General features: G+C 33.7%; 25 protein-coding genes. 7 read left to right on the plus strand and 18 right to left on the minus strand.

Features of this window, described 5'->3' with window-relative positions; all coding sequences use genetic code 11:
• Positions 1-22 precede the first annotated feature (22 nt).
• Together HMPREF0391_RS05445 and HMPREF0391_RS05450 are read right to left on the minus strand one after the other, a co-directional pair.
• Positions 23-421: a type II toxin-antitoxin system HicB family antitoxin gene (locus HMPREF0391_RS05445; RefSeq protein ID WP_002835923.1), complete on the minus strand. Its 399-nt coding sequence runs from the start codon at positions 419-421 to the stop codon at positions 23-25.
• A gap of 38 nt (positions 422-459) precedes the next feature.
• Positions 460-648 carry a type II toxin-antitoxin system HicA family toxin gene (locus HMPREF0391_RS05450; RefSeq protein WP_002835924.1) on the minus strand — a complete coding sequence of 63 codons (189 nt, stop codon included), beginning with the start codon at positions 646-648 and terminating at the stop codon, positions 460-462.
• 234 nt (positions 649-882) lie between these two features.
• Between HMPREF0391_RS05450 and HMPREF0391_RS05455 the strand changes: the two genes are divergently transcribed.
• Positions 883-1,539, plus strand: coding sequence for a YoaK family protein (locus tag HMPREF0391_RS05455; RefSeq protein WP_002835925.1), 657 nt, complete (start codon positions 883-885; stop codon positions 1,537-1,539).
• Positions 1,539-2,183: a DUF3841 domain-containing protein gene (locus HMPREF0391_RS05460; RefSeq protein WP_002835927.1), complete on the plus strand. Its 645-nt coding sequence runs from the start codon at positions 1,539-1,541 to the stop codon at positions 2,181-2,183. The genes HMPREF0391_RS05455 and HMPREF0391_RS05460 overlap by 1 nt, the downstream gene beginning before the upstream one ends.
• Positions 2,184-2,845: 662 nt before the next feature.
• On the opposite strand, the gene HMPREF0391_RS05465 is transcribed toward HMPREF0391_RS05460, so the two are convergent.
• The 16 genes from HMPREF0391_RS05465 to HMPREF0391_RS05540 all read right to left on the minus strand — a co-directional run bounded on the left by HMPREF0391_RS05465 (position 2,846) and on the right by HMPREF0391_RS05540 (position 17,591).
• Positions 2,846-3,076 (minus strand): LPXTG cell wall anchor domain-containing protein, encoded by a 231-nt coding sequence (locus HMPREF0391_RS05465; RefSeq protein ID WP_002835929.1) that lies wholly within the window; start codon positions 3,074-3,076, stop codon positions 2,846-2,848.
• A gap of 73 nt (positions 3,077-3,149) precedes the next feature.
• Positions 3,150-4,508 (minus strand): class II fumarate hydratase, encoded by a 1,359-nt coding sequence (fumC, locus tag HMPREF0391_RS05470; RefSeq protein ID WP_035109372.1) that lies wholly within the window; start codon positions 4,506-4,508, stop codon positions 3,150-3,152.
• A gap of 13 nt (positions 4,509-4,521) precedes the next feature.
• Positions 4,522-5,295 (minus strand): ABC transporter permease, encoded by a 774-nt coding sequence (locus HMPREF0391_RS05475; protein ID WP_002835931.1) that lies wholly within the window; start codon positions 5,293-5,295, stop codon positions 4,522-4,524.
• A gap of 1 nt (position 5,296) precedes the next feature.
• Positions 5,297-5,908 (minus strand): ABC transporter ATP-binding protein, encoded by a 612-nt coding sequence (locus tag HMPREF0391_RS05480; protein WP_002835932.1) that lies wholly within the window; start codon positions 5,906-5,908, stop codon positions 5,297-5,299.
• Positions 5,909-6,685: a SigB/SigF/SigG family RNA polymerase sigma factor gene (locus tag HMPREF0391_RS05485; protein ID WP_002835933.1), complete on the minus strand. Its 777-nt coding sequence runs from the start codon at positions 6,683-6,685 to the stop codon at positions 5,909-5,911. It abuts the gene before it with no gap.
• Between the two features lie 4 nt (positions 6,686-6,689).
• Entirely contained in the window at positions 6,690-7,034 is a 345-nt protein-coding gene (locus HMPREF0391_RS05490) for an ATP-binding protein (RefSeq protein WP_002835934.1), read from the minus strand.
• Positions 7,034-7,345 (minus strand): STAS domain-containing protein, encoded by a 312-nt coding sequence (locus tag HMPREF0391_RS05495; RefSeq protein ID WP_035109375.1) that lies wholly within the window; start codon positions 7,343-7,345, stop codon positions 7,034-7,036. Before HMPREF0391_RS05495 ends, HMPREF0391_RS05490 begins: the two co-directional genes overlap by 1 nt.
• Before the next feature lie 10 nt (positions 7,346-7,355).
• Entirely contained in the window at positions 7,356-9,776 is a 2,421-nt protein-coding gene (gene gyrA, locus HMPREF0391_RS05500) for a DNA gyrase subunit A (RefSeq protein ID WP_002835936.1), read from the minus strand.
• Between the two features lie 9 nt (positions 9,777-9,785).
• The gene (gene gyrB, locus HMPREF0391_RS05505; RefSeq protein WP_002835938.1) at positions 9,786-11,702 is read right to left on the minus strand and encodes a DNA topoisomerase (ATP-hydrolyzing) subunit B; all 1,917 of its coding nucleotides are present in this window, start codon (positions 11,700-11,702) and stop codon (positions 9,786-9,788) included.
• Positions 11,702-11,944, minus strand: coding sequence for a DUF370 domain-containing protein (locus HMPREF0391_RS05510; protein ID WP_035109377.1), 243 nt, complete (start codon positions 11,942-11,944; stop codon positions 11,702-11,704). Before HMPREF0391_RS05510 ends, gyrB begins: the two co-directional genes overlap by 1 nt.
• Position 11,945: 1 nt before the next feature.
• Positions 11,946-13,013, minus strand: coding sequence for a DNA replication/repair protein RecF (gene recF, locus HMPREF0391_RS05515; protein WP_002835940.1), 1,068 nt, complete (start codon positions 13,011-13,013; stop codon positions 11,946-11,948).
• Entirely contained in the window at positions 13,013-13,219 is a 207-nt protein-coding gene (gene yaaA / locus HMPREF0391_RS05520; RefSeq protein WP_002835941.1) for a S4 domain-containing protein YaaA, read from the minus strand. Before yaaA ends, recF begins: the two co-directional genes overlap by 1 nt.
• Positions 13,212-14,315: a DNA polymerase III subunit beta gene (gene dnaN, locus HMPREF0391_RS05525; RefSeq protein WP_002835942.1), complete on the minus strand. Its 1,104-nt coding sequence runs from the start codon at positions 14,313-14,315 to the stop codon at positions 13,212-13,214. Before dnaN ends, yaaA begins: the two co-directional genes overlap by 8 nt.
• A 287-nt stretch (positions 14,316-14,602) precedes the next feature.
• Entirely contained in the window at positions 14,603-16,048 is a 1,446-nt protein-coding gene (gene dnaA, locus HMPREF0391_RS05530) for a chromosomal replication initiator protein DnaA (RefSeq protein ID WP_002835943.1), read from the minus strand.
• A 656-nt stretch (positions 16,049-16,704) separates the two neighbouring features.
• Positions 16,705-17,295, minus strand: coding sequence for a methyltransferase domain-containing protein (locus tag HMPREF0391_RS05535; protein ID WP_002835944.1), 591 nt, complete (start codon positions 17,293-17,295; stop codon positions 16,705-16,707).
• A 23-nt stretch (positions 17,296-17,318) separates the two neighbouring features.
• Positions 17,319-17,591 (minus strand): ArsR/SmtB family transcription factor, encoded by a 273-nt coding sequence (locus HMPREF0391_RS05540; protein ID WP_002835946.1) that lies wholly within the window; start codon positions 17,589-17,591, stop codon positions 17,319-17,321.
• A 215-nt stretch (positions 17,592-17,806) separates the two neighbouring features.
• On the opposite strand from HMPREF0391_RS05540, the gene rpmH reads away from it, so the two are divergent.
• From rpmH to jag, 5 genes are read left to right on the plus strand one after another with little or no spacing between them, the layout of a single operon-like run.
• A complete protein-coding gene (gene rpmH / locus HMPREF0391_RS05545) occupies positions 17,807-17,941 on the plus strand; it encodes a 50S ribosomal protein L34 (RefSeq protein WP_002835948.1) in 135 nt (44 codons plus the stop codon).
• 29 nt (positions 17,942-17,970) lie between these two features.
• Entirely contained in the window at positions 17,971-18,312 is a 342-nt protein-coding gene (rnpA, locus tag HMPREF0391_RS05550) for a ribonuclease P protein component (RefSeq protein ID WP_002835949.1), read from the plus strand.
• Positions 18,300-18,512 (plus strand): membrane protein insertion efficiency factor YidD, encoded by a 213-nt coding sequence (gene yidD, locus HMPREF0391_RS09345; RefSeq protein ID WP_080545256.1) that lies wholly within the window; start codon positions 18,300-18,302, stop codon positions 18,510-18,512. Before rnpA ends, yidD begins: the two co-directional genes overlap by 13 nt.
• A 15-nt stretch (positions 18,513-18,527) precedes the next feature.
• Complete coding sequence (locus tag HMPREF0391_RS05555; RefSeq protein ID WP_035109382.1) at positions 18,528-19,259, plus strand: YidC/Oxa1 family membrane protein insertase; 732 nt, start codon at positions 18,528-18,530, stop codon at positions 19,257-19,259.
• Complete coding sequence (jag, locus tag HMPREF0391_RS05560) at positions 19,256-20,176, plus strand: RNA-binding cell elongation regulator Jag/EloR (protein WP_002835952.1); 921 nt, start codon at positions 19,256-19,258, stop codon at positions 20,174-20,176. Before HMPREF0391_RS05555 ends, jag begins: the two co-directional genes overlap by 4 nt.
• Positions 20,177-20,420: the final 244 nt, after the last annotated feature.

Below are 20,420 nucleotides of genomic sequence, written 5' to 3' on the forward strand. Positions count from 1 at the left end.
TTGTATTTAAATTGATGTAGTATTATTTCACATTCAATTCTTTTTCTAGTGCTTCGGTGAGAATTTTGGAGAAATTAATATTTTTGTATTGTCCCAACATGTTCAAATGATTCGGAATAGTAAGTGTTTTCTTGGTATTCACAACTTTTACCTTAGAAAATTCGTAAGGTAACCACACGTTGACATAAACGACAAATTCTCCTTCTTTGAGTTCTTTCATTATATCTTCTATATTAGAAGCTTTCTTGTATTCATCTTCTTCAAAATCATAAAAAATTAATCCAAAAACTTCCTTGATATTTTTCAATGCTTCTTCGATTGTATTCCCTTCGGCATATATTTCTTCGTAATCATAGCATTGAGCAAAATATCCACCATCTTCCTTGCTCATTACAACTGGATACAAAATATCATTTTTCATAATATCACACTCCTAAATTTCGAGAGATAGCGGCTGGTTTACCAACCAGCCTGTTTGTATATGCTCTTTAAAGTTTTTGTTGTAAAATCCTTTTGTGGATGTGCAACAGTTACAATCCCTTTTTTTACAGGATGTTTAAACTTGTGATGACTGCCATTGACGCTAACCAAGTACCAGCCATCTTTTTTGAGCATTTTTATTATCTCTCTTGAGGTTTTTGACGTCATACTTAGCCTCCATAATTATTATAGCACGTATAAAACACGTGTCAATATATGGATTGGGTTTATATTATTTTTTTGCACATAAAAAACAAGTCCACCTAATAAGATGAGCTTGTTGTTTTTATAAATTGTAGTAACGCAACCAGTGCTGATAGGATGATTGCTACGTTGTAATCCAGTTGGTTTTTTCTATAAATGAAAAAATGGTATAATGTAATCAAATAAGCAGGTGATTTAATGACACAGAAATCTGAAAGTTTACAAATTATGTTCATACTAACACTAATCGGAGGATTCTTGGATAGCTACAGCTACGTAACCCGTGGAGGAGTATTCGCATTCGCGCAGACAGGAAACCTAGTGTTATTGTCGATAAATATTTGCTATGGGAATTTGGACAAAATAGTCCGCTACATCATGCCCATTATCGCATTCATATTGGGAACAACTCTGGTTAGAATATTTGAAAAAAAACACAAATACATGAAAATCGTACATTGGAGACAAGTAATCATAGTTTTCGAAGGAATAATCCTCGCATTAGTTGGATTTATCCCAGAAAATTTGAACAAATTAGCATGTCTTCTCATATCATTCGTATGCGCAATGCAAATCGAAGCATTCAGAAGATTCAACGGAGTCGATTTAATGACCACAATGTGCACAGGAAATTTGAAAAAAGCAACCGACAGACTTATCGACTACGCATATACAAAAGATGACAACCTACTCAAAGCATCATTTACGACATATGCTGCAATCCTGATATTCATACTAGGCTGTATAATTGGAACACTCACATCCATTGTCTACTCAACAAAATCAATACTCATACTTCCTGTCGTCATACTCATCGCATTCATCATAATGCACGAAACAGAAAGGAACAAATAATGAAACAAATGAAAAACCCAAATGAAACAAATGGATACGTAATGCTTTACACAATGCAAGATAAAAGATCACTAGACGTATTGAAAAAAGAAAAAAGATTCATCAACAAATTGGAATACGCAAGTGAACATTTGGGAGACATCTATGAGTTTTTCAGAGAAAAATACACCTATTTCGTCAAACAAGCAGAAACAATCGTCCCCAAACCTGACGATGTAAAACTACCAATATGGTGCTCAGTTAGTAACAAAAATTGCATGAAACCAGACCAAAACTCCGTAGCATATTGCCTCAAAGTCCCAGCAGAAAAGGTCGTCTATCTAGATGGAGCAAAATGGGACTACGTCCTCAACAACCACTACGTACCACTAGATGAAGACGATTTGAAAAATTACTACAAATACTTGAAAGATCACAAAATGCCCAACCCGTTTCTAATAGGCTCCGAAGATTATAGATATTTGTATCCCGAAGAATACAAAAAAATCTACCAAAGCTACAAAAGAATCTTCGACATCGATAAGTGGAACATCTTCGCAGTCCAAGGAAACATCTGGGAAATCACAGAAGACATGATAATCAAAGTATACTACCATGACGACCCAATAGACATATCAGAAGAAAATTTAATAGATTATTTGTAAAAATAAAAAAATCATCCAAAGCTAATAATATCATACAGATATAGATATTAGCGTTGGGTGATTTTTAAATTTAGAACCGGAACAATCCGTGTAGATAACAAAAGCAGTTAATCCTTATTGCTAAGAATATCATAAGGAGTCTAGATATTCGTGCAATATGCTTAAACTGCGTATACTAACCTATGTCTGCATTGCAATCGTGCTTGATGATTTTTTTAATTTAGAGCTGAAACAACACTTGTAGATAATTTCCAAAAAAGTAGATTACCAAAATTACATACAGATTTTCCTTGGAAAAATCCGACAAATTTCGCCGAAAAAATTCTCGTAGATTATTACCTGTAATTTTGGTTTTCTACACATCTTTCCTCTTCCTTATAAAGTATTTTAATAAGCATCAAAAAAAGCAGTTAAGCCTTATTGCTAAGAATATCATACGGAGAAAATAAGAATAAATCCAAGTGAAATAAGCCGTCAAAAATCGCACTATCTGAGCGTCAGCGAGTTTGCGATTTTAGGCTTATGAGCTTAGGATTTATTTATTTTCGTAGTCTAGATATTCGTGCAATATGCTTAACTGCGTGTACTTACCTACGTTAGCAATTCAATTACTTACCTATCTTAGCAATGCAATTACTAACCTATGTCAGCAATGCAACAACTTACTTTTTTTCTCTTTTCTTAAAAAACACAAAAAATGCACCAGTAATTACGATTAAACAAGCGATGCTTATTAAAATATGCTCGTTGTCTATTCCCGCTTTTGGCAAACTTTGTGTACTAGCCAACATTTTTGTTACGCTGTTTTCTGTTTCGCAGTAGCTTGTGTCATGTACAATGTGCATCAGAAACATCATCACTGCTACCACATAAATCATTAATTTCTTTTTCATATTCTCCCCCCATTACCCTCACACTTATTATATATTTTATATTATTATTTTTCAATATAAAATATTTTTTTAACTAGCACATTTTTGTAGGGTCAACGTATTCGTCAAATTCTTCTTCTGTAAGAATTTCCAAATCGAGCGCTGCTTGTTTAAGTGTTGTGTTGTTTTTATGTGCGTATTTTGCGATTGTGCTTGCCTTGTCGTAGCCAATTTTCGTGTTAAGCGCAGTTACTAACATCAACGAATTGTTCAAATAATATTCGATGACTTCTCTGTTTGCTTTGAGTCCTCTTAGACAATTGTCTGTAAAAGATTTCGTAGCATCTTTGATTAGTCTTACAGATTGCAATGCGTTGTAAATAATCACAGGCATGTAGACGTTGAGTTCGTAATTTCCTTGGCTTGCTGCGACTTGAATTGTCGTGTTGTTGCCCATTATTTGCACACAAACCATTGTCAATGCTTCTGCTTGTGTTGGATTTACTTTGCCCGGCATGATTGATGAGCCAGGTTCATTTGCTGGAATTGATAATTCGCCGATTCCACACCTTGGTCCACTCGCCAAAAATCTCACATCATTTGCAATCTTCATCAAATTGTTAGCAAGGGCTGTGATTGCTCCATGAGTAAAGCTTATTGCATCCTTTGATGTAAGCGCGTGGAATTTGTTTTCTGCAGTGACGAATTCTCCGTTTGTTTGGTTGTTGATTTCATCTACTACCATTTGGTCGAATCCTTTAACTGCGTTGAGTCCTGTTCCCACAGCTGTAGCTCCAATTGCAAGTTCATTAAGCGCTTTACTTGCTTCAATGATGTGTTGTTTTCCTTTTCTTATCATAAAAAGCCATCCCGATATTTCTTGTGACAATCTTAGTGGCACTGCATCTTGCAAATGTGTACGTCCGATTTTGATGATGTCTTTATTTTCTTCCATCAATGTTTCCAAAACTTTTTCAGTGTTTTCAAGTTCTGCTATTAGTTCTGAGTCAATCATGTGTTTAAGTGCAATGTGGATTGCAGATGGGAATGTATCGTTGGAACTTTGGGATTTGTTCACATCATCGTTTGGATGAATGATGTTTGATCCAGCCTTTTGGTTTGCAATGTGTGCTATAACTTCGTTTACATTCATGTTGGATTGCGTTCCAGATCCAGTTTGCCACACAGCTAGTGGAAATTCATTGTCGTGTTTGTGATCCAAGATTTCATCACATGCACCCACAATCAAATCCTTTTTTTCGTCTGTAAGTTTTCCCAATTTGTTGTTCGAAATCGCACACGCTTTTTTTAATCTTGTAAGTGCTTTGATGACTTCAAGTGGCATTTTTTCTGTGCCGATTTTAAAATTGTTGAAACTTCTTTGAGTTTGTGCTCCCCATAACACATCGTCACTTACTTCGATTTCTCCGATAGAATCCCTTTCAATTCTCATTTTTTTCCTCCAATTACAATTCAAAATTTATTTGCTCTCTATTATTAATCAAACTTTTGTAACCCAAATAAAGCGACAAGAAACTTGCAATGTTGACACTTGCACAGATGGCTATCATCACAGAAATCTGATAAATTATCGCAGTGTTCGGGCTTACTCCTGATAAGATTTGTCCTGTCATCATTCCAGGAAGGCTTATAATTCCCATCGCAATCATACTATTCAAATTAGGTAGTATCGCCATTTCTACGGATTGATTGACGATTGGAATTAGCGCTGTATCTGCACTCACTCCCAAATTAATCAACGTTGTGATTTTGTTTTTGTTCAGTTTCAGATTTTCGTTTAAGTAATTTACTCCCAAATTCACAGCCGTCATCGTATTTCCAAAAAGCATTCCAGAAATCGGAATCGCATATTGTGCATCCAAAATCGGCTTTCTGATGACAAATCCCACGTAGAAACACTCCACGAGTAATCCAGAAAATAATATGCTAAGTCCGATTATCACCTTAAATTTGTCGGACAAATGGTTTCCCTTGAAAACCTTCAAACTGCTGAACGTCGCCATTACCAATATGTAAATTATTACAAATAAATTGTTGTTCGCGTTAATCACATAAGTTAGGATGAAACCTGCGATAATAAGTTGCACAGTCATACGAACACTTGCTACAACTAGCATTTTTGTTTTGTTGATGCGGCATTTTTTCATTACGAATAACACAACCAGCAACAAAAGATAAATCAACACGAACCTAGTCCATGGTATTTTGATTATTCCCATTTTATTCTCCCAAATCGATGATTTTATCTGCAAATTCGTCCACCAATTGCCTTGCGTGGCTCACAACTACAAGTGTGATGTCGTTTTGTTTGCAGTAATCCACGATATTTTTCATCATATCAAACGCAGTTTTATTATCCAACGCACTCGTCGGCTCATCCAAAAGCAAAACCTCAGGCTTCATGCTAAGTGCAATCGCCAAGAACACCCTTTGCTTTTCTCCTCCGGAAAGTTTCTCAACATCTAAGTTCACATCCACATCAAAGTTAGTGATTTTCAAAAACTTCGTGATATCATCGTCAGTTAATTCTTCTAAATCGCGTAGCTTGTAAAACTCATGGAAATTCTCTCTTATAGTCATATCAAACAAGAAATTTTCCTGAGAAGTCATTATGATGTTTCTTCTCAATTCAACAGGTTTGATATTCAAAATATTTTTATCTTTGTAGAAAATTCTGCCCGATTTCAGTTGTAATGTGTTGTTGATAAGTTTGAGAAGAGTGGATTTGCCGCTTCCACTCTTACCCACAACGAATACCACTTCGTTTTTATCTATAGAAAAATCATCGTACTCTTTGATGAATTTAACATTTTCAAATCTCAAAATTTCCATTTAAAATTCCAGTTGCTCCTTGAGTGACGCCTTGAATTTTTTGAGAATTTTCTTCTCCATTCTGCTGACAGTCATTTGGGAAATATCCAATTCCTCTGCAATCACGATTTGTGTTTTCTTATCAAAATATCTTCCAAGAAGAATTTTCTTTTCAACTTCGTTCAAATCCTCCATGCATCTGTTAATCAAATCTCTGTTTTCAAACTTCAGCATGTCCTTGTCTTCTTCTCCAATCAAATCGCTAAGATTAGTGTCCCTATCATCACTTGATTGATCGATCGATTGATCCAATGATTGTGGAGCGTACACCTTCGCCCCTTCCAACACTTCCAAAACTTCTTCGTTGGATATCGACAAGTAATCTGCGATGTCTTCAACTGTTGGAGATTTTTGCATAGTTTGTGCAAGGTGAATCTTGGCGTTGGCAACTTTTTTGTTGAGTTCTTGAATTCTGCGTGGAACTCTGATGACCCAGCCTTTGTCTCTGAAATATTTCTTGATTTCTCCGACTATTGTAGGAGTTGCATAGGAGGAGAATTCGTAGCCTTTTGATGGATCGTAACGGTCAATCGCATAGATCAGTCCGATACATGCGACTTGGTACAAATCATCGTATTCGATTCCCCTTCCTGTGTATTTTTTAGCTAATATTTCAGCGATATACAGGTTTTTTTCAACGAGAGTATCCCTTGTTTTCTTATCTCGTGTTTCTTGGAATTTCAAGAATAATTCTTTAATATTCTCCTGTTCTTCTTTACTAATTGATTTATTCGCCATAATATTATTTCCTATTCTTGATTACTTTTATCTCACTTCCATTGATTTCGTATTCATCCATTAAAGATTGGATAATCATTTCCGATATTTTATCCTTTTCGTTGTTTTCACGTGGATTAAATCCGTCTAATTTGAAGATTAGTGTTAAAGATTCATCGTCAATAGTCATTGTACAGTCGATGATTTTGGATCTGTTTCTTTGTAAATTCAAACATTCACTCGCGCACAATTTGATATCTTCAATATCGTCTACTGAAAATCCACACTTCATCGCAATGAAAGATGCTGAAAGTCTTATAAGAGATACATTTTCTTTTTCATTTTGAAAACTTAATCTGAATTCTTCCATTATATCTCCTTTATTACGAAAATCTTGTCCATTTCGGTTATCGTGAACACTTTATTGACGTGTTTTTTGATATTGTCGATGTAGATTTTGTGGTTATTATCTCTTAGTTCGTTGTACACTTTTATCAAAGCACCAAGTCCTGTTGAATCTATAAATGAAAGATCTGTCGCATCAATTCTGATGTCTTTTGGATTTTTCTTGTATTCTTCCAATAAATCATCTCTGAATTCGTCGCAAGTGTTAATGTCCAAATCACCTTGGATTCTTACAATTATTTCGTCTTTTGTGACTATATCGTAGTTTAATTGCATAATTTTCTCCTTATTCTTCAAAATACTTAGCTACAGCTACTATCGCATCTTCGCCCTTATCTGTATTTTTCAATAATACTCCAGATGTTGATCTTGAAAGTGTAGATATTCCTTCCGCTTTAATTCTGATAACCTCAGCTTTTTTGCTAATCAAAAGTATCTCATCTTCATTTTTCAATGCCTTTGCACACGCTACATCTCCTGTTTTCTTGGCGATTTTGTAAGTTCTGATTCCCTTTCCACCTCTGTTTTGAGTAGTGTAGTTGGACAATTCAGTCTTCTTACCGTAACCATTTTCACTGATAACTGCCAAGAATTCATTGTCTTTTACCAAATCAAATGAAATAACTTCATCATCTTTGTTAAGCGTTATAGCCTTTACTCCGATAGCATTTCTGGATAAATCTCTCAATTGATCCACATTAAATTGCAAACTCATACCTTTTTTAGTGACGATAATTACATTTTCATTTTTTTCGACAAGTTTAACATCGATAAGTTCGTCACCTTCGTCAAATTTGATAGCTATGATACCAGTTTTTCTAATATTTTCGTACAAATCCAACGAAGTCTTCTTCACTTTACCATTTTTAGTGATAAATATTATAAATTGATCGTCTTCTTTGTCCTTATCCAACGCCAATACTTGTGTAACACTTTCATCGGCATCGATTTGGATTAGGTTAATAATGTTGGATCCTCTAGCAGTACGACTTGCTTCTGGCACTTCGTAAGCTTTTAGTGAATAAACTTTTCCTTTATTAGTAAAGAACAACAAATCTTGATGAGTTGTAGTTGCAAACATATCTTTGATGAAATCTCCATCTTTCATTCCCATTGCATTAACACCACGTCCACCTCTGTGTTGAACTTTGTATGCATCTGTGGAAATTCGTTTGATGTAGCCTTTGTTAGTGATAGTAATAAACATGTCTTCTTCTTCTAGAAGTTCCATATCTTCAAAATCACCGTCATCTCTTAGAATTTTAGTTCTTCTGTCGTCTGAATATTTTGTTTTAATTTCTGTCAATTCGTCTTTGATGATTTCTAATAACATGTGTCTGTTATTCAAAATTTCTGTCAATTGTTCAATCAATGCGCTCAATTCGTCAAATTCATTTTGTAGTTTTTCTTTTTCCAAACCTTGCAATCTTTTAAGTCTCATATCCAAGATTGCTTGGGCTTGAATTTCTGAAAAACCAAATCTTTGCATCAATTTTTCAAGCGCATCATCATAACTTGTTCTTATGATGTGAATAATTTCATCGATATTGTCGATTGCTTTTAACAATCCTTCAACTATGTGAATTCTCGCCTTCGCCTTATTCAAATCAAATTGCGTTCTTCTTCTAACGACTATTTCTTGGTGAACAAGATAATGGTCGATTAATTGTTTCAATGTCAAAACTTTTGGAACGCCATTTACAAGTGCAAGGTTGATTATCCCGAATGTAGTTTGCATTTGAGTGTATTTGTACAAGTTATTAAGCACGATATTTGGATTGGCATCTCTTTTTGTTTCGATGACAATTCTCATACCTTTTCTGTCCGATTCATCTCTCAAATCGCTGATACCTTCTAATTTCTTTTGTTTTACAAGGTCTGCAATTTTTTTGATTAAATTGGATTTGTTAACTTGGTAAGGAATTTCTGTGACGATTATTTTGTATCTTCCCTTTGATTCCTCAATCCTAGCTTCTGCTCTTAGTTTGACTTTTCCACGTCCTGTTGTGTATGCGTTTTTGACTTCTTCAAGTCCCATGATGTTTCCACCTGTTGGAAAATCAGGAGCCTTGATGTGTTTCATCAATTCTTCTATTGTAATATTTGGATTGTCGATTGATGCGATTAATGCATCTATAGTTTCACCTAAGTTGTGTGGAGCCATATTTGTCGCCATACCAACAGCGATACCACTGGATCCATTTACGATTAAGTTAGGAAATCTGGATGGAAGTACAACTGGTTCTTGTTCTTCACCGTCATAGTTGTCTTGGAAATCAACAGTATCTTTGTTGATGTCACGCAACATTTCAAGTGATAGTTTTGCCATACGTAGCTCCGTATAACGAGGTGCGGCAGCTCCGTCACCGTCGATAGAACCGAAGTTACCTTGACCATCTACAAGCGGATATCTCATATTGAAATCTTGTGCAAGTCTTACAACTGCATCGTAGATTGCACTGTCACCGTGAGGGTGATACTTACCCATTACTTCCCCTACAAGTCTTGCGGACTTGGAGTATTTTCTATCTGGGAACAACCCTTGTTGTTGCATTCCGTAAATTATACGTCTGTGAACAGGTTTCAATCCGTCTCTTACATCTGGAAGTGCACGTGATACAATTACACTCATAGAATAATCCAAATATGCACTTTCCATTTCTTTTTTCAAATCAGCTGGTTTTATATTGAGTTTTCTTTCTGTCATATTATTCTCCTAAGCGTCAATGTTTTGTGCATAAACAGCGTTTTGTTCTATAAATTCTCTTCTTGGTTCAACATTGTCTCCCATCAAAACATCGAATGTGTTGTCGAGTTCGTTTTCGTCTTCTCCGTCGATTTCAACTTTGATTAGGATTCTGTGTTCAGGATTCATTGTAGTATCCCACAATTGTTCTGCGTTCATTTCACCAAGACCTTTGTATCTTTGAACTTTGATGTTACTTCTTTCGCCGTATTTTTCCAAAGCTTCTTCCAATTCTTTTTCTGTGTAGCAATATTCCATTACTTTAACACCTTTGATAATTCCATAAAGTGGTGGTTGTGCGATGTACACGTGACCTTTTTCCACTAATGGTTTCATAAATCTGTATAAGAATGTTAAAAGAAGTGTTCTAATGTGCGCTCCATCGACATCGGCATCGGTCATTATTACTATTTTACCGTAACGAAGTTTGCTGATGTCAAAGTTTTTTCCTATTCCAGTTCCAAATGCAGTAATCATAGCTTTGATTTCGTTTGAATTTAAAACTCTTTCAAGGTGAGCTTTTTCTACATTCAAGATTTTACCTCTCAATGGCAAAATAGCTTGGAATTTGTTGTCCCTACCACCTTTTGCAGAACCACCGGCAGAATCCCCTTCGACAAGGAAGATTTCGTTGTGTTCGATGTCTGAGCTTTGGCAGTCAGCAAGTTTTCCTGGAAGTGTAGTATTGTCAAGCACCGATTTCTTACGAACCAAATCCCTTGCACGTCTTGCGGCAAGTCTTGCTTTTTGTGATGCCAATGCTTTTTGTATAATTGTCTTGACGATTTTTGGATTTTCTTCAAAATAAAAACTCAAATGTTCGTACACAACGCTGTCCACAACAGTTCTAGCTTCGGAGTTACCCAATTTTCCTTTGGTTTGTCCTTCAAATTGTGGGTTGTTAAGTTTTACTGAAACAACAGCAGTGATACCTTCTCTGACATCATCACCAGATAAGTTATCGTCTTTTTCTTTTAATATGTTTTTGTTTCTTGCATAATCGTTAAGAGCACGAGTAAGTGCAGATTTAAATCCTACAACATGCGTTCCACCGTCAACTGTTTTAATGTTATTAGTAAATGAAACTATAGTTTCGTTGTAGCTTTCAGTGTATTGCATAGCTATTTCCACTTTAGTAGTGTCCTTTTCTCCTTCGATATACATAACTTCGTGATCCAAAGGCTTTTTGGATTTGTTGATGTATTCTACAAATGATTTGATACCACCTTCGTAGTGGAACAATTCCTTGTAGCCTTCTCTTTCATCAGCAAATTCTATCTTCACGCCCTTATTCAAAAACGCCATTTCTCTGAATCTTTTTGCAAGAACATTTTTGTCGAAATTCAAAGTTTCAAAAATCGTATTGTCCGGCATAAATTCAATTGTTGTTCCAGTTCCTCTGACATTTTCTTTTATAACAGTAAGTTCTGTAACAGTTTTTCCTTTTTCAAATCTTTGTTCGTACATTTTGCCGTCTCTTTTGACTCTGGCAATAAGATATGTACTTAAAGCATTAACACAGCTTACACCAACCCCGTGAAGACCACCTGAGTATTGGTAAGCGTCGTTTGAAAATTTACCACCCGCATGAAGCACTGTAAGTACAGTTTCAAGCGTTGATTTGCCTGTTTTTGGGTGTGTTTCAACCGGAATACCAGAACCATCATCTTCTACAATAACTGAATTGTCCTTTTTTATAGTAACCTTAATCAAATCACACACGCCAGCCAACGCCTCATCAATTGAGTTGTCGACTACTTCGTACACCAAATGGTGTAGACCTTTTTCATCAGTAGAACCGATGTACATCCCTGGTCTTACACGAACCGGTTCCAATCCTTCTAATACTGTAATCTGATCTGCAGTATATTCTCTATTTTTCTTCATTATATTCCTTTCATAAAGTTATTCATCAAATAATTCCCACTGATATTTGACTTGTAAACTCCTCTATTAGTTATGACTATAGACCTTATAGTAATGTCCTCATCTTCATTCACAAATTCTACGTTTTTCGTATAATCCAAATCATTTTTATCAAAATCATTGAAGAATTTGTCCGAGACATTAACCACTGCTATAATCTCATTTTCATCAATTAATGTGTTGTTGCCAATATCCAAATACATATCATTCACCTATTTTTATCGTGTACAACCCTTCCGGAGCTCTTTCTGAAGTCGTCAGAAAAGCTTGAAAATCCTTGATATATCTGATGATGTAGTTGATTCTGTAATCGTCAAGTTCACTGAACACATCATCTAATAAAATAATTGGCAATCTATCATTATAAAATCTACTCAAATCCAATTGTGCAAGCTTCATCGATAAAATAGCAGTTCTCACCTGAGCTTGAGATGCAAAAAACTTAGCCGATTTGTCGTTGATTAAAATATCCAAATCATCACGATGGATACCTAAATTAGTTTGCTTATTTTCCAAATCCTTATCCAAAATATCTACCAAACTCTTGTAATAAGTATTCTTTTGATTAGTCATATCCTCTACATATTCTATCGAAAAATTATTTTCCATGTCCAGCTTATCATTCTCATCACTCAAATTTGAGCACACGTTTTTTGCGATAAGATGTAGCCTTTCGACATAGCTTTTTCTCTTGTGCATAATATATGAGCCATTATCTGCCAACTGAATATTCAAAGCCTTCAACTGCTCATTAAAATACGAATTGTACCTGTGGTTTTTGATGAGCTTATTTCTCTCATCCAACACTTGATTGTACTGTTTCAAAACAGTCCTGTAATAGTTATCCACACCACTTATGGACTCATCCAATAATTTTCTTCTCAAAGATTTCGATTCTTTTACTATCTTCAAATCATCTGGCTTAAAAACAATACACTCAAAATACTCGTTGTATTCTTTAATTGTATTCACAAAAGCTTCATTCACATTGAGTATCTTTTCGTTACTTTTAATAGTAATATCTATCTTATCCTCAAAACCATCATCGTAGACATCCATTACAATACGAGCCTCATCTTCACCGAATTTAATCAAGTGAGAATTGGTGTTGGTTTTGAAACTTTTTCCCTTCAAAGCTACATTAATAGCTTCCAAAATATTAGTCTTACCTGAGGCATTTCTGCCTACAATCAGATTCAGACCATCACAAAAATCCAATTCTATTTCACAGAAATTCCTGTAATTATATAATTTTAATTTTTGAACGATCATTACTCGACTACGTATTTTTCTCCTTCAAATTCCACTACATCTCCTGGATAAAGCTTCTTGCCGCGTCTTGTTTCAACCTCGTCATTAACCTTAACCATGGATTCTTTAATAAGTTCTTTCGCCATGCCACCAGTTTGTGCGATGGATGCGAATTTTAGAAACTGTTCCAATTTAATAAATTCAGACTCAATTTTAACACTAATCATTATTACCTCCTGCAAGTTTTACCGGAAGGACAAGATAAGTGTAATTGGTATCATTCAATGGCTTAAACACCATCGGTCTTAGACTTCCACTCATATTCAATGTAATATCGTCATCATCAATAACCTTCAAGCCATCTAACAAATACTTAGCATTAAAAGCAATCTTCAAATCTTCTCCACCGATTTCGCACTTCACATACTCATCGACCTTACCAATATCAGTATTAGATGAAATATGCAATTCATTTCCAGAAAAATCAAGCTTAACCAAGTTCGCCTTGTCTTCTTTTGCCATCAAAGACGCTCTTTCCAACGCCATTTGCAAAGCTCTCTTTTCTATAGTAACGACAGTCGAAAAATCTTGTTTCATAACTTGATTGTAGTCGATATATTGACCATCGATTAATCTAGAATAAACATCAGTGTTTTCCAATTTGAAAATAATATTTCCAGTAATAATGTTAAGAGTTATTTCCCCTTCTTCTAAAATCTTGTAAACTTCATTCAAAGCTCTCGCTGGAACAATAGCCTTCATTTCAAACTCACTCACATTACTCATACAATCAAGTGAAACTCTGTAACCATCTAAGGCCACAAATTCAATCCTATCGTTCATAATATTGAACAAAACACCTGTCAAATCTGGTCTTGTTTGGTCCATACTTGTAGCAAATGATGTTTTTCTGATGGAATCTCTAAGTTCAGATTGTTCTAAAGTCAATTTAACATCCTTATCTATATAAGGAAGAGATGGAAATTCGTTTGAATCTTGACCTTGAATGTTAAATTCCGTAGACAAACATTTAATATTGATATTATTATCGTCCACTTCAATATAAATATCATCGTCAGGAAGCTTTCTAATGATATTTCCTATCATTGAAGAGTTAATTACAATTTGACCTTTTTCGTAGATTTCACAATTTGCTCTAGTATCCACAATAAGTTCCAAATCCGTAGCAACAAGTCTAAGACAATTTTCTTCTGCGATGAATAAAATTCCTTCTAATATCTGAATAGTCGTTCTAGATGACACCGCTTTTTGCGCAATATTGATATGTTTAAGTAATTCTTTTTGCGATATTTTTAATTTCATATTTTACCTTTCGTTTATATAAATAATAATAATAGTTAGTAATAGTAGTAGTAGGGCTGTTTGTATTGTGGATAACTCTAGTTTGTTTGTAATTTGTGGTGTTTTATATATTGATAACGATGTGTATATAATTGGCACAAGCTGTGCGATTATCAACATTATCAACTTTTTACAATTTTAGTTTATCACTTTAAAGTTATCAACAACTTATCCACATAGTTATTAATATTAAATTGTGGATAGAAAACTCTAAAATAAACTTATCCACAATCATAAAGTTTAATAAATTAAGAATTTTGAATGTAGTTGATTAGGTTATCAATTTCTTCATCAAATTCTGAACTTTTTTTGATATCATTCTCAATTTTCTTGATTCCATGCATTACTGTTGAGTGATCTTTGCCAAAACTTGAAGCAATACTAACCAAAGAAATATCCAACAATTTTCTGGACACATACATTGCTATTTGCCTTGGATATGCGATTTGTTTGGATCTCTTTTTTGAAAGCAAATCATCTTGACTTACATTGTACCTATCACACACACTCTCAATGATTAAATCTATAGTTACAGGTCTTAATTGAGTGTCTGCGATAAGTTGTTTTAGAACATTTTTTGCCAAATCTAATGTGATGTTGCCATCTCCTATCAGAGTCTTTTGACCTACGACATTCATTACTGCCCCTTCCAACTCACGTATATTGCTTTTGACATTCATAGCAATATAATCGATTATTTCTGGGGTAAGTGATGTATTATTTCTATCTAAATACTCGTTTATAATAGCCACACGTGTTTCGTAATCTGGTGGTTGAATGTCTGCCATTAATCCCCACTCAAAACGAGACACCAACCTCTCTTCCAATGTTTTTATCTCCTTTGGAGGTCTATCACTGGAAAGTATGATTTGCTTGTTGTGGTTGTACAATTCGTTGAATGTGTGGAAAAACTCCTCTTGTGTACCTTGTTTTCCTGCTATAAATTGAATATCGTCAATTAATAGTACGTCTATATTTCGGTATTTTTGTCTAAATTGTGAATTCTTTTTCGTAGATTTATCTCCTATTGAAGAGATAAGTTCGTTTGTAAATGATTCACTAGTAGTGTAAATAACCCTAGCTTTTGGGTTATTTTTAAGTATTTCATGAGCAATGGCATGCATCAAGTGAGTCTTACCCAATCCTGCTTTTCCATGAATAAACAATGGATTGTATGCTGTGGCTGGGTTTTGTGCGACTGCAAGTGCTGCGGCTAATGCTAGTTCGTTGTTTTTTCCTTTTACAAATGTATCGAATTTGTATTTGCTGATTAAATTCTTGCCGTAAGGGCTTAAATCAGTTTTTTCTTCTGGTAGTTTTGTTTCAGGTTTTTTATCTTCTACAGTGTATTTTTCATCTTCTGATACTTCTTCACTTACTAGAATGGATCGTTGACCATCTATGTTTTGGTTTTGAATTATATTTTCGTCTTTGTAATTATCCATTTCATAACGGTCTATGATGACTACTTTTCTCTTGACATTACTGATGAAATCCAAGTATTTTTGGATATCGTCGTAGTATTTGTTATAGATTGTTTTTTTGGTAAATCTATTTGGAGAAAGCAAAATAAATTCAGTATTTGTTAAATAAAGAGGTTTTAATGGAGCAATCCATGTGTTGAAGTTCAAATCAGACATTTCCTGTTTAAATGTGTTAGATATTTTTAACCAGAGTTCATCTTTGTCGGTCATTTTTCACCTCGTTTTTTTACTTATCAACATATTTATCCACAAAATGATGAGTTATCCACATTAAATAAATAGCTATTTTCCAATTTAAACAAAAAAAATATATAATTTATTCACATTCGCACAACTTATCCACATCAATTTATAGAAAAATAATTGTGGATATTAAATTAGAATATACAGCAAATTCGTGTAGTTTTAAAACAAGAATTCACATAGTATCCACAACTTATCCACAATTTGTTAATAAATGCGTACTTTTCATACTTTTTGATACTTTAATTATAGCAAATCATATCTTTTATTACAAATTTATTGAAAATTTTGATAAATGGTTTTGAGTTTGCGATAACTTATCCCCAAAAGGAGTTTAATATTTTAAATTTAGAATGAATTGTGGATAAAAGTTATCCACAATTTTTACTGTTTTGTGGAAATTTTATAAAAAAACACCAACATTCTTATTTGAAAATGTTGGTGTTCGTTAATTATTTATTTCCTATGAACATAGTTTCTTGGATAAATTCTTTTATTTTCAGTCCATATCCCAATTTTTTGGCATACGGATCTGTGACTTCCTCACTTTTTGCAAAGAAATTTGTAAATCCTGCTTTTTTAATGATTTCTTTTACATCTTCTTCCAGAAGAGCTCCCCCAACTCAGGATCCGTAAATGTTGTCTAATGATAAGATATCATCGTTTAGTTGTTTTTTCAGTGTGATGTCACTGATTATGAACATTCCATTTGGTTTGAGGATTCGATGGATTTCTTCGTAGACTTTTTGTTTGTTAGGCTCAAGGTTTATTACACAGTTACTTATGATTTTGTCGATGGAGTTATCTTCAAATGGCATGTCGATAAGTTCTCCTTGGACAAATTCAATATTTTTGAATCCTTTTTTATCTCGTACTTTACTAGCTTTTTTTATCATGGACTCTAGCCTATCCATTCCATAAATTGTATTGGAATTAGGATATGTTATTCTTGCCATGAAGACATCTAATCCCATTCCACACCCCAAATCTAGTAGTGTGTCGGTGTCTTTTAATACTAGGTTATCAAGTGGATTTCCACAAGATAGTCCTGATGATACTTCTTCAGGGATTTTTTCTAGTAATTTAGGATCGTAACCTAAGGATTTGTATAAGTCTATTGAATTTACTTCTGTGCTCGTCTTACCTACTGCTATGTTATCGTAGAAATTTGTTACTTGTTGTCTTATTTCTTCGTCTGTGTATTGTTTGTTCATTTATTTATCCTTTCTTTAAAATCTTATAACTTCGTGATGTCTATTAATAGATTTGCTAGATTGTGACATTGTTTTTCTGAAATTTTATAGTATGTCCATTTTCCTTCTTGTCTAGATTCTATTATTTTTGAATTTGTAAGTATCTTCATATGATAAGACAATCCTGATTGTGTTAAGTTCAGTTTTTCTAAAAGTACACATGCGCATTGTTCTCCATTTTGCAACAATTGTAAAATATCTATTCTTTTTTCATCGCTCAATGCTTTAAATGTGTCTGCTATTTGTTTGTTGTTCATTTTACTACCTCACATCAAATATTTTTGATATATCAATTATATCATTTTTTACGCAATACATCAAATATTTTTGATATGTAATAATTAAATTATTTTTGGCGATTAATTGGTATTTGTCAACAAAAAAGCTTGACAATTGTTATTGTCATAAGTATAATTGGAGTAGTGTTTTTATAGGCAAAAGTCCTTATATTTTATACTAGGAGGTGCGATTGATGAAAAGAACTTATCAACCAAATAACAGAAAAAGAAAAAAAGACCACGGATTTAGAAATAGAATGGCTACTAGAGGTGGAAGAGCTGTTTTAAAGGCTAGAAGAAGAAAAGGTAGAAAAGTATTATCAGCTTAGGTCACATTCATTGTGGCCTTTAATTTATTATGGATAAAAGTGTAAGGTTAAGAGATAACAGGGAATACAATGTTGTCTACAAGAGGGGAAAGACTTATTATAATAGAAACTTCTCTTTGGTAGTATACAATTCAAAAAAAGGAACTCGAATCGGATTCTCTGTTACTAAAAAGTACGGCAATGCCGTTGAAAGAAACAGAATCAAGAGGAAACTGAGAGAGATTGTAAGGCTTAATTTCTCTGAGTTTGACAAGGGCTTGGATATGGTTATTATCCCGAAGAAAAACACTGAAGACTTAACTTACAAACAGCTAGAATCTGCATTATTGCACGTTTGTAGAAAGGCATCGAATAAAAAATGTCGAAAGTGATGATATTTTTAATCAAATTTTACCAAAAAGCTATATCGCCGTATTTGGGGCATGGAAAGTGTAAATACTATCCAACTTGTTCACAATATGCGTTGGAGGCTTTCAGAAAAAAGCCGTTTTTCAAGGCGTTAGTGCTTACTATTTGGCGAATTTTAAGATGTAATCCATTTTCAAAAGGCGGATATGACCCACTAAAATAAAAAGGAGTTGTAGAATTGCAAATAATTGCAAATGTATTTGGAACTATTCTTAGGTTCATATATGAAAACATCTCACATGTGATGGCTGAACCTAAAAGTATATCGTATTTTGCGATATCAATTCTTTTATTAACACTTATTTATAAGCTTATAACTCTTCCGGTAACTATTCATACGCAAAAAACTCAAGAACAAAATGCTTTGATGCAACCGGAAATTAAGGAAATTCAAAGAAAATACAAGAACGACCCACAAACTCAACAATTAAAGATGCAAGAATTATACAAGAAGTATAATTTCAATCCTTTAAGTGGTTGTTTGCCAATTATCTTACAAATGGTTTTGGTTTTGGCATTATTTAGAGTAATGAGAGAACCAGGCAAATACATGTTTGATAATGTGGCTAAGATTAACGAGATTGCTCGTAATTTCTTCTGGATACCTGATTTGACTAAACCAGACCCAGTATTATTTGGATTACCTTTAATAAATGCGTTCACTCAATTTTTAGTAGCAAAGATCAGTATGCCTACTAATAACAAGGATAAGAAATCAAATGAACCTGATCAAATGGAAATGATGAACAAATCAATGATTTATTTCATGCCTATATTTATGTTCTTCATTTCAAGCAAATACGCTTCAGGTTTGATTCTTTATTGGGGATTTTCTAACGTTTTAGAAGTTATAATAAGGTTAATAATTAAGAATAAAGACAAAAAAGATGTTGCGGAGGAAGTTAGATGAGAAGCACAGTAGTTAGTGCGAAGACTGTTGAAGAATGTGTCAATAAAGCTTTGGATAAGCTTCAAGCTAATCGAAACGAAGTTAACATCGAAGTTATAAATGAAGCTAAACAAGGTTTTTTGGGCTTGTTTGGAGCAAAGGACGCTGTCGTTAGAGTGTCATTAAAAGACGATGTTAAAGAAAAGGGAACAGGCGATTTTGTGAAGAATATCCTAAACTCTGACTCTAACTCAGTTGAAACAGAACAAAAAGAAGATACTAAAGTTATAGAAGATAAGAAAATTGTAGAAGAAGTTAAAACAGAACCTACAAAAGATGATAAGGAAGAAATCGTAGAAAAACCAGTAAAACCAGAAAAACCAGAAAAACCAGTAGAACCAGTAGAAGCTGAAGAAGCTGTAAAATCTGAAGAAACTGAAGAAGAACAAGATACTGAACCTGATGTTACTATTGATAGAAACGACGAACTTTTCATCACAAGCAAGAATTTCTTGAAACAAATGATTGAAGATATGGGAATTGATTGCGATATCGAATCTAGAACTGAAGGAAATATGATTAAGTTCAATATTATGTGTTCAGAAGAATCTGATATCGGAATTATCATAGGAAAAAGGGGAGAAACATTAGATTCTCTTCAATATATCGTAAACTTGGTTACTAATAGAAATGCAGACACTTATATAAGAGTTATTTTGGATTGCAACCAATACAGATCAAAAAGAGAGAGATCTCTTCAAAAATTAGCTAGAAGATTAGCTGATAAGGCTGTTCAAACAGGAAGAGATATCAAGCTTGAACCTATGAATCCATACGAAAGAAGAATCATTCACACTTATCTTCAAAACGATGAAAAAGTGAATACATTCTCTCAAGGCAATGAGCCTAATAGAAGAGTTATTATTAAAAGAAAATAAATTACAAGACTACATATCTTAGGTATGTGGTCTTTTTTTGTGGGATGACAAGAAATAAAGTTGACAACAAATTTTTTATGATTTATCCTAAAAAAAGGAAAGTGGTGATTATCATGACAATATATAAATAGATTTTAGAGAAAAAAATAATCTCTGAAATCGTTAACGAAAATTATTTGAAGAAAATAGGCTAAATATAATCAAATATTATTAGTCAAGTACAAGTTTTAAGAATGTTATATAA

Origin of the sequence: Finegoldia magna ATCC 53516 (assembly GCF_000159695.1) — a bacterium.
Lineage (GTDB): Bacteria > Bacillota > Clostridia > Tissierellales > Peptoniphilaceae > Finegoldia > Finegoldia magna_F.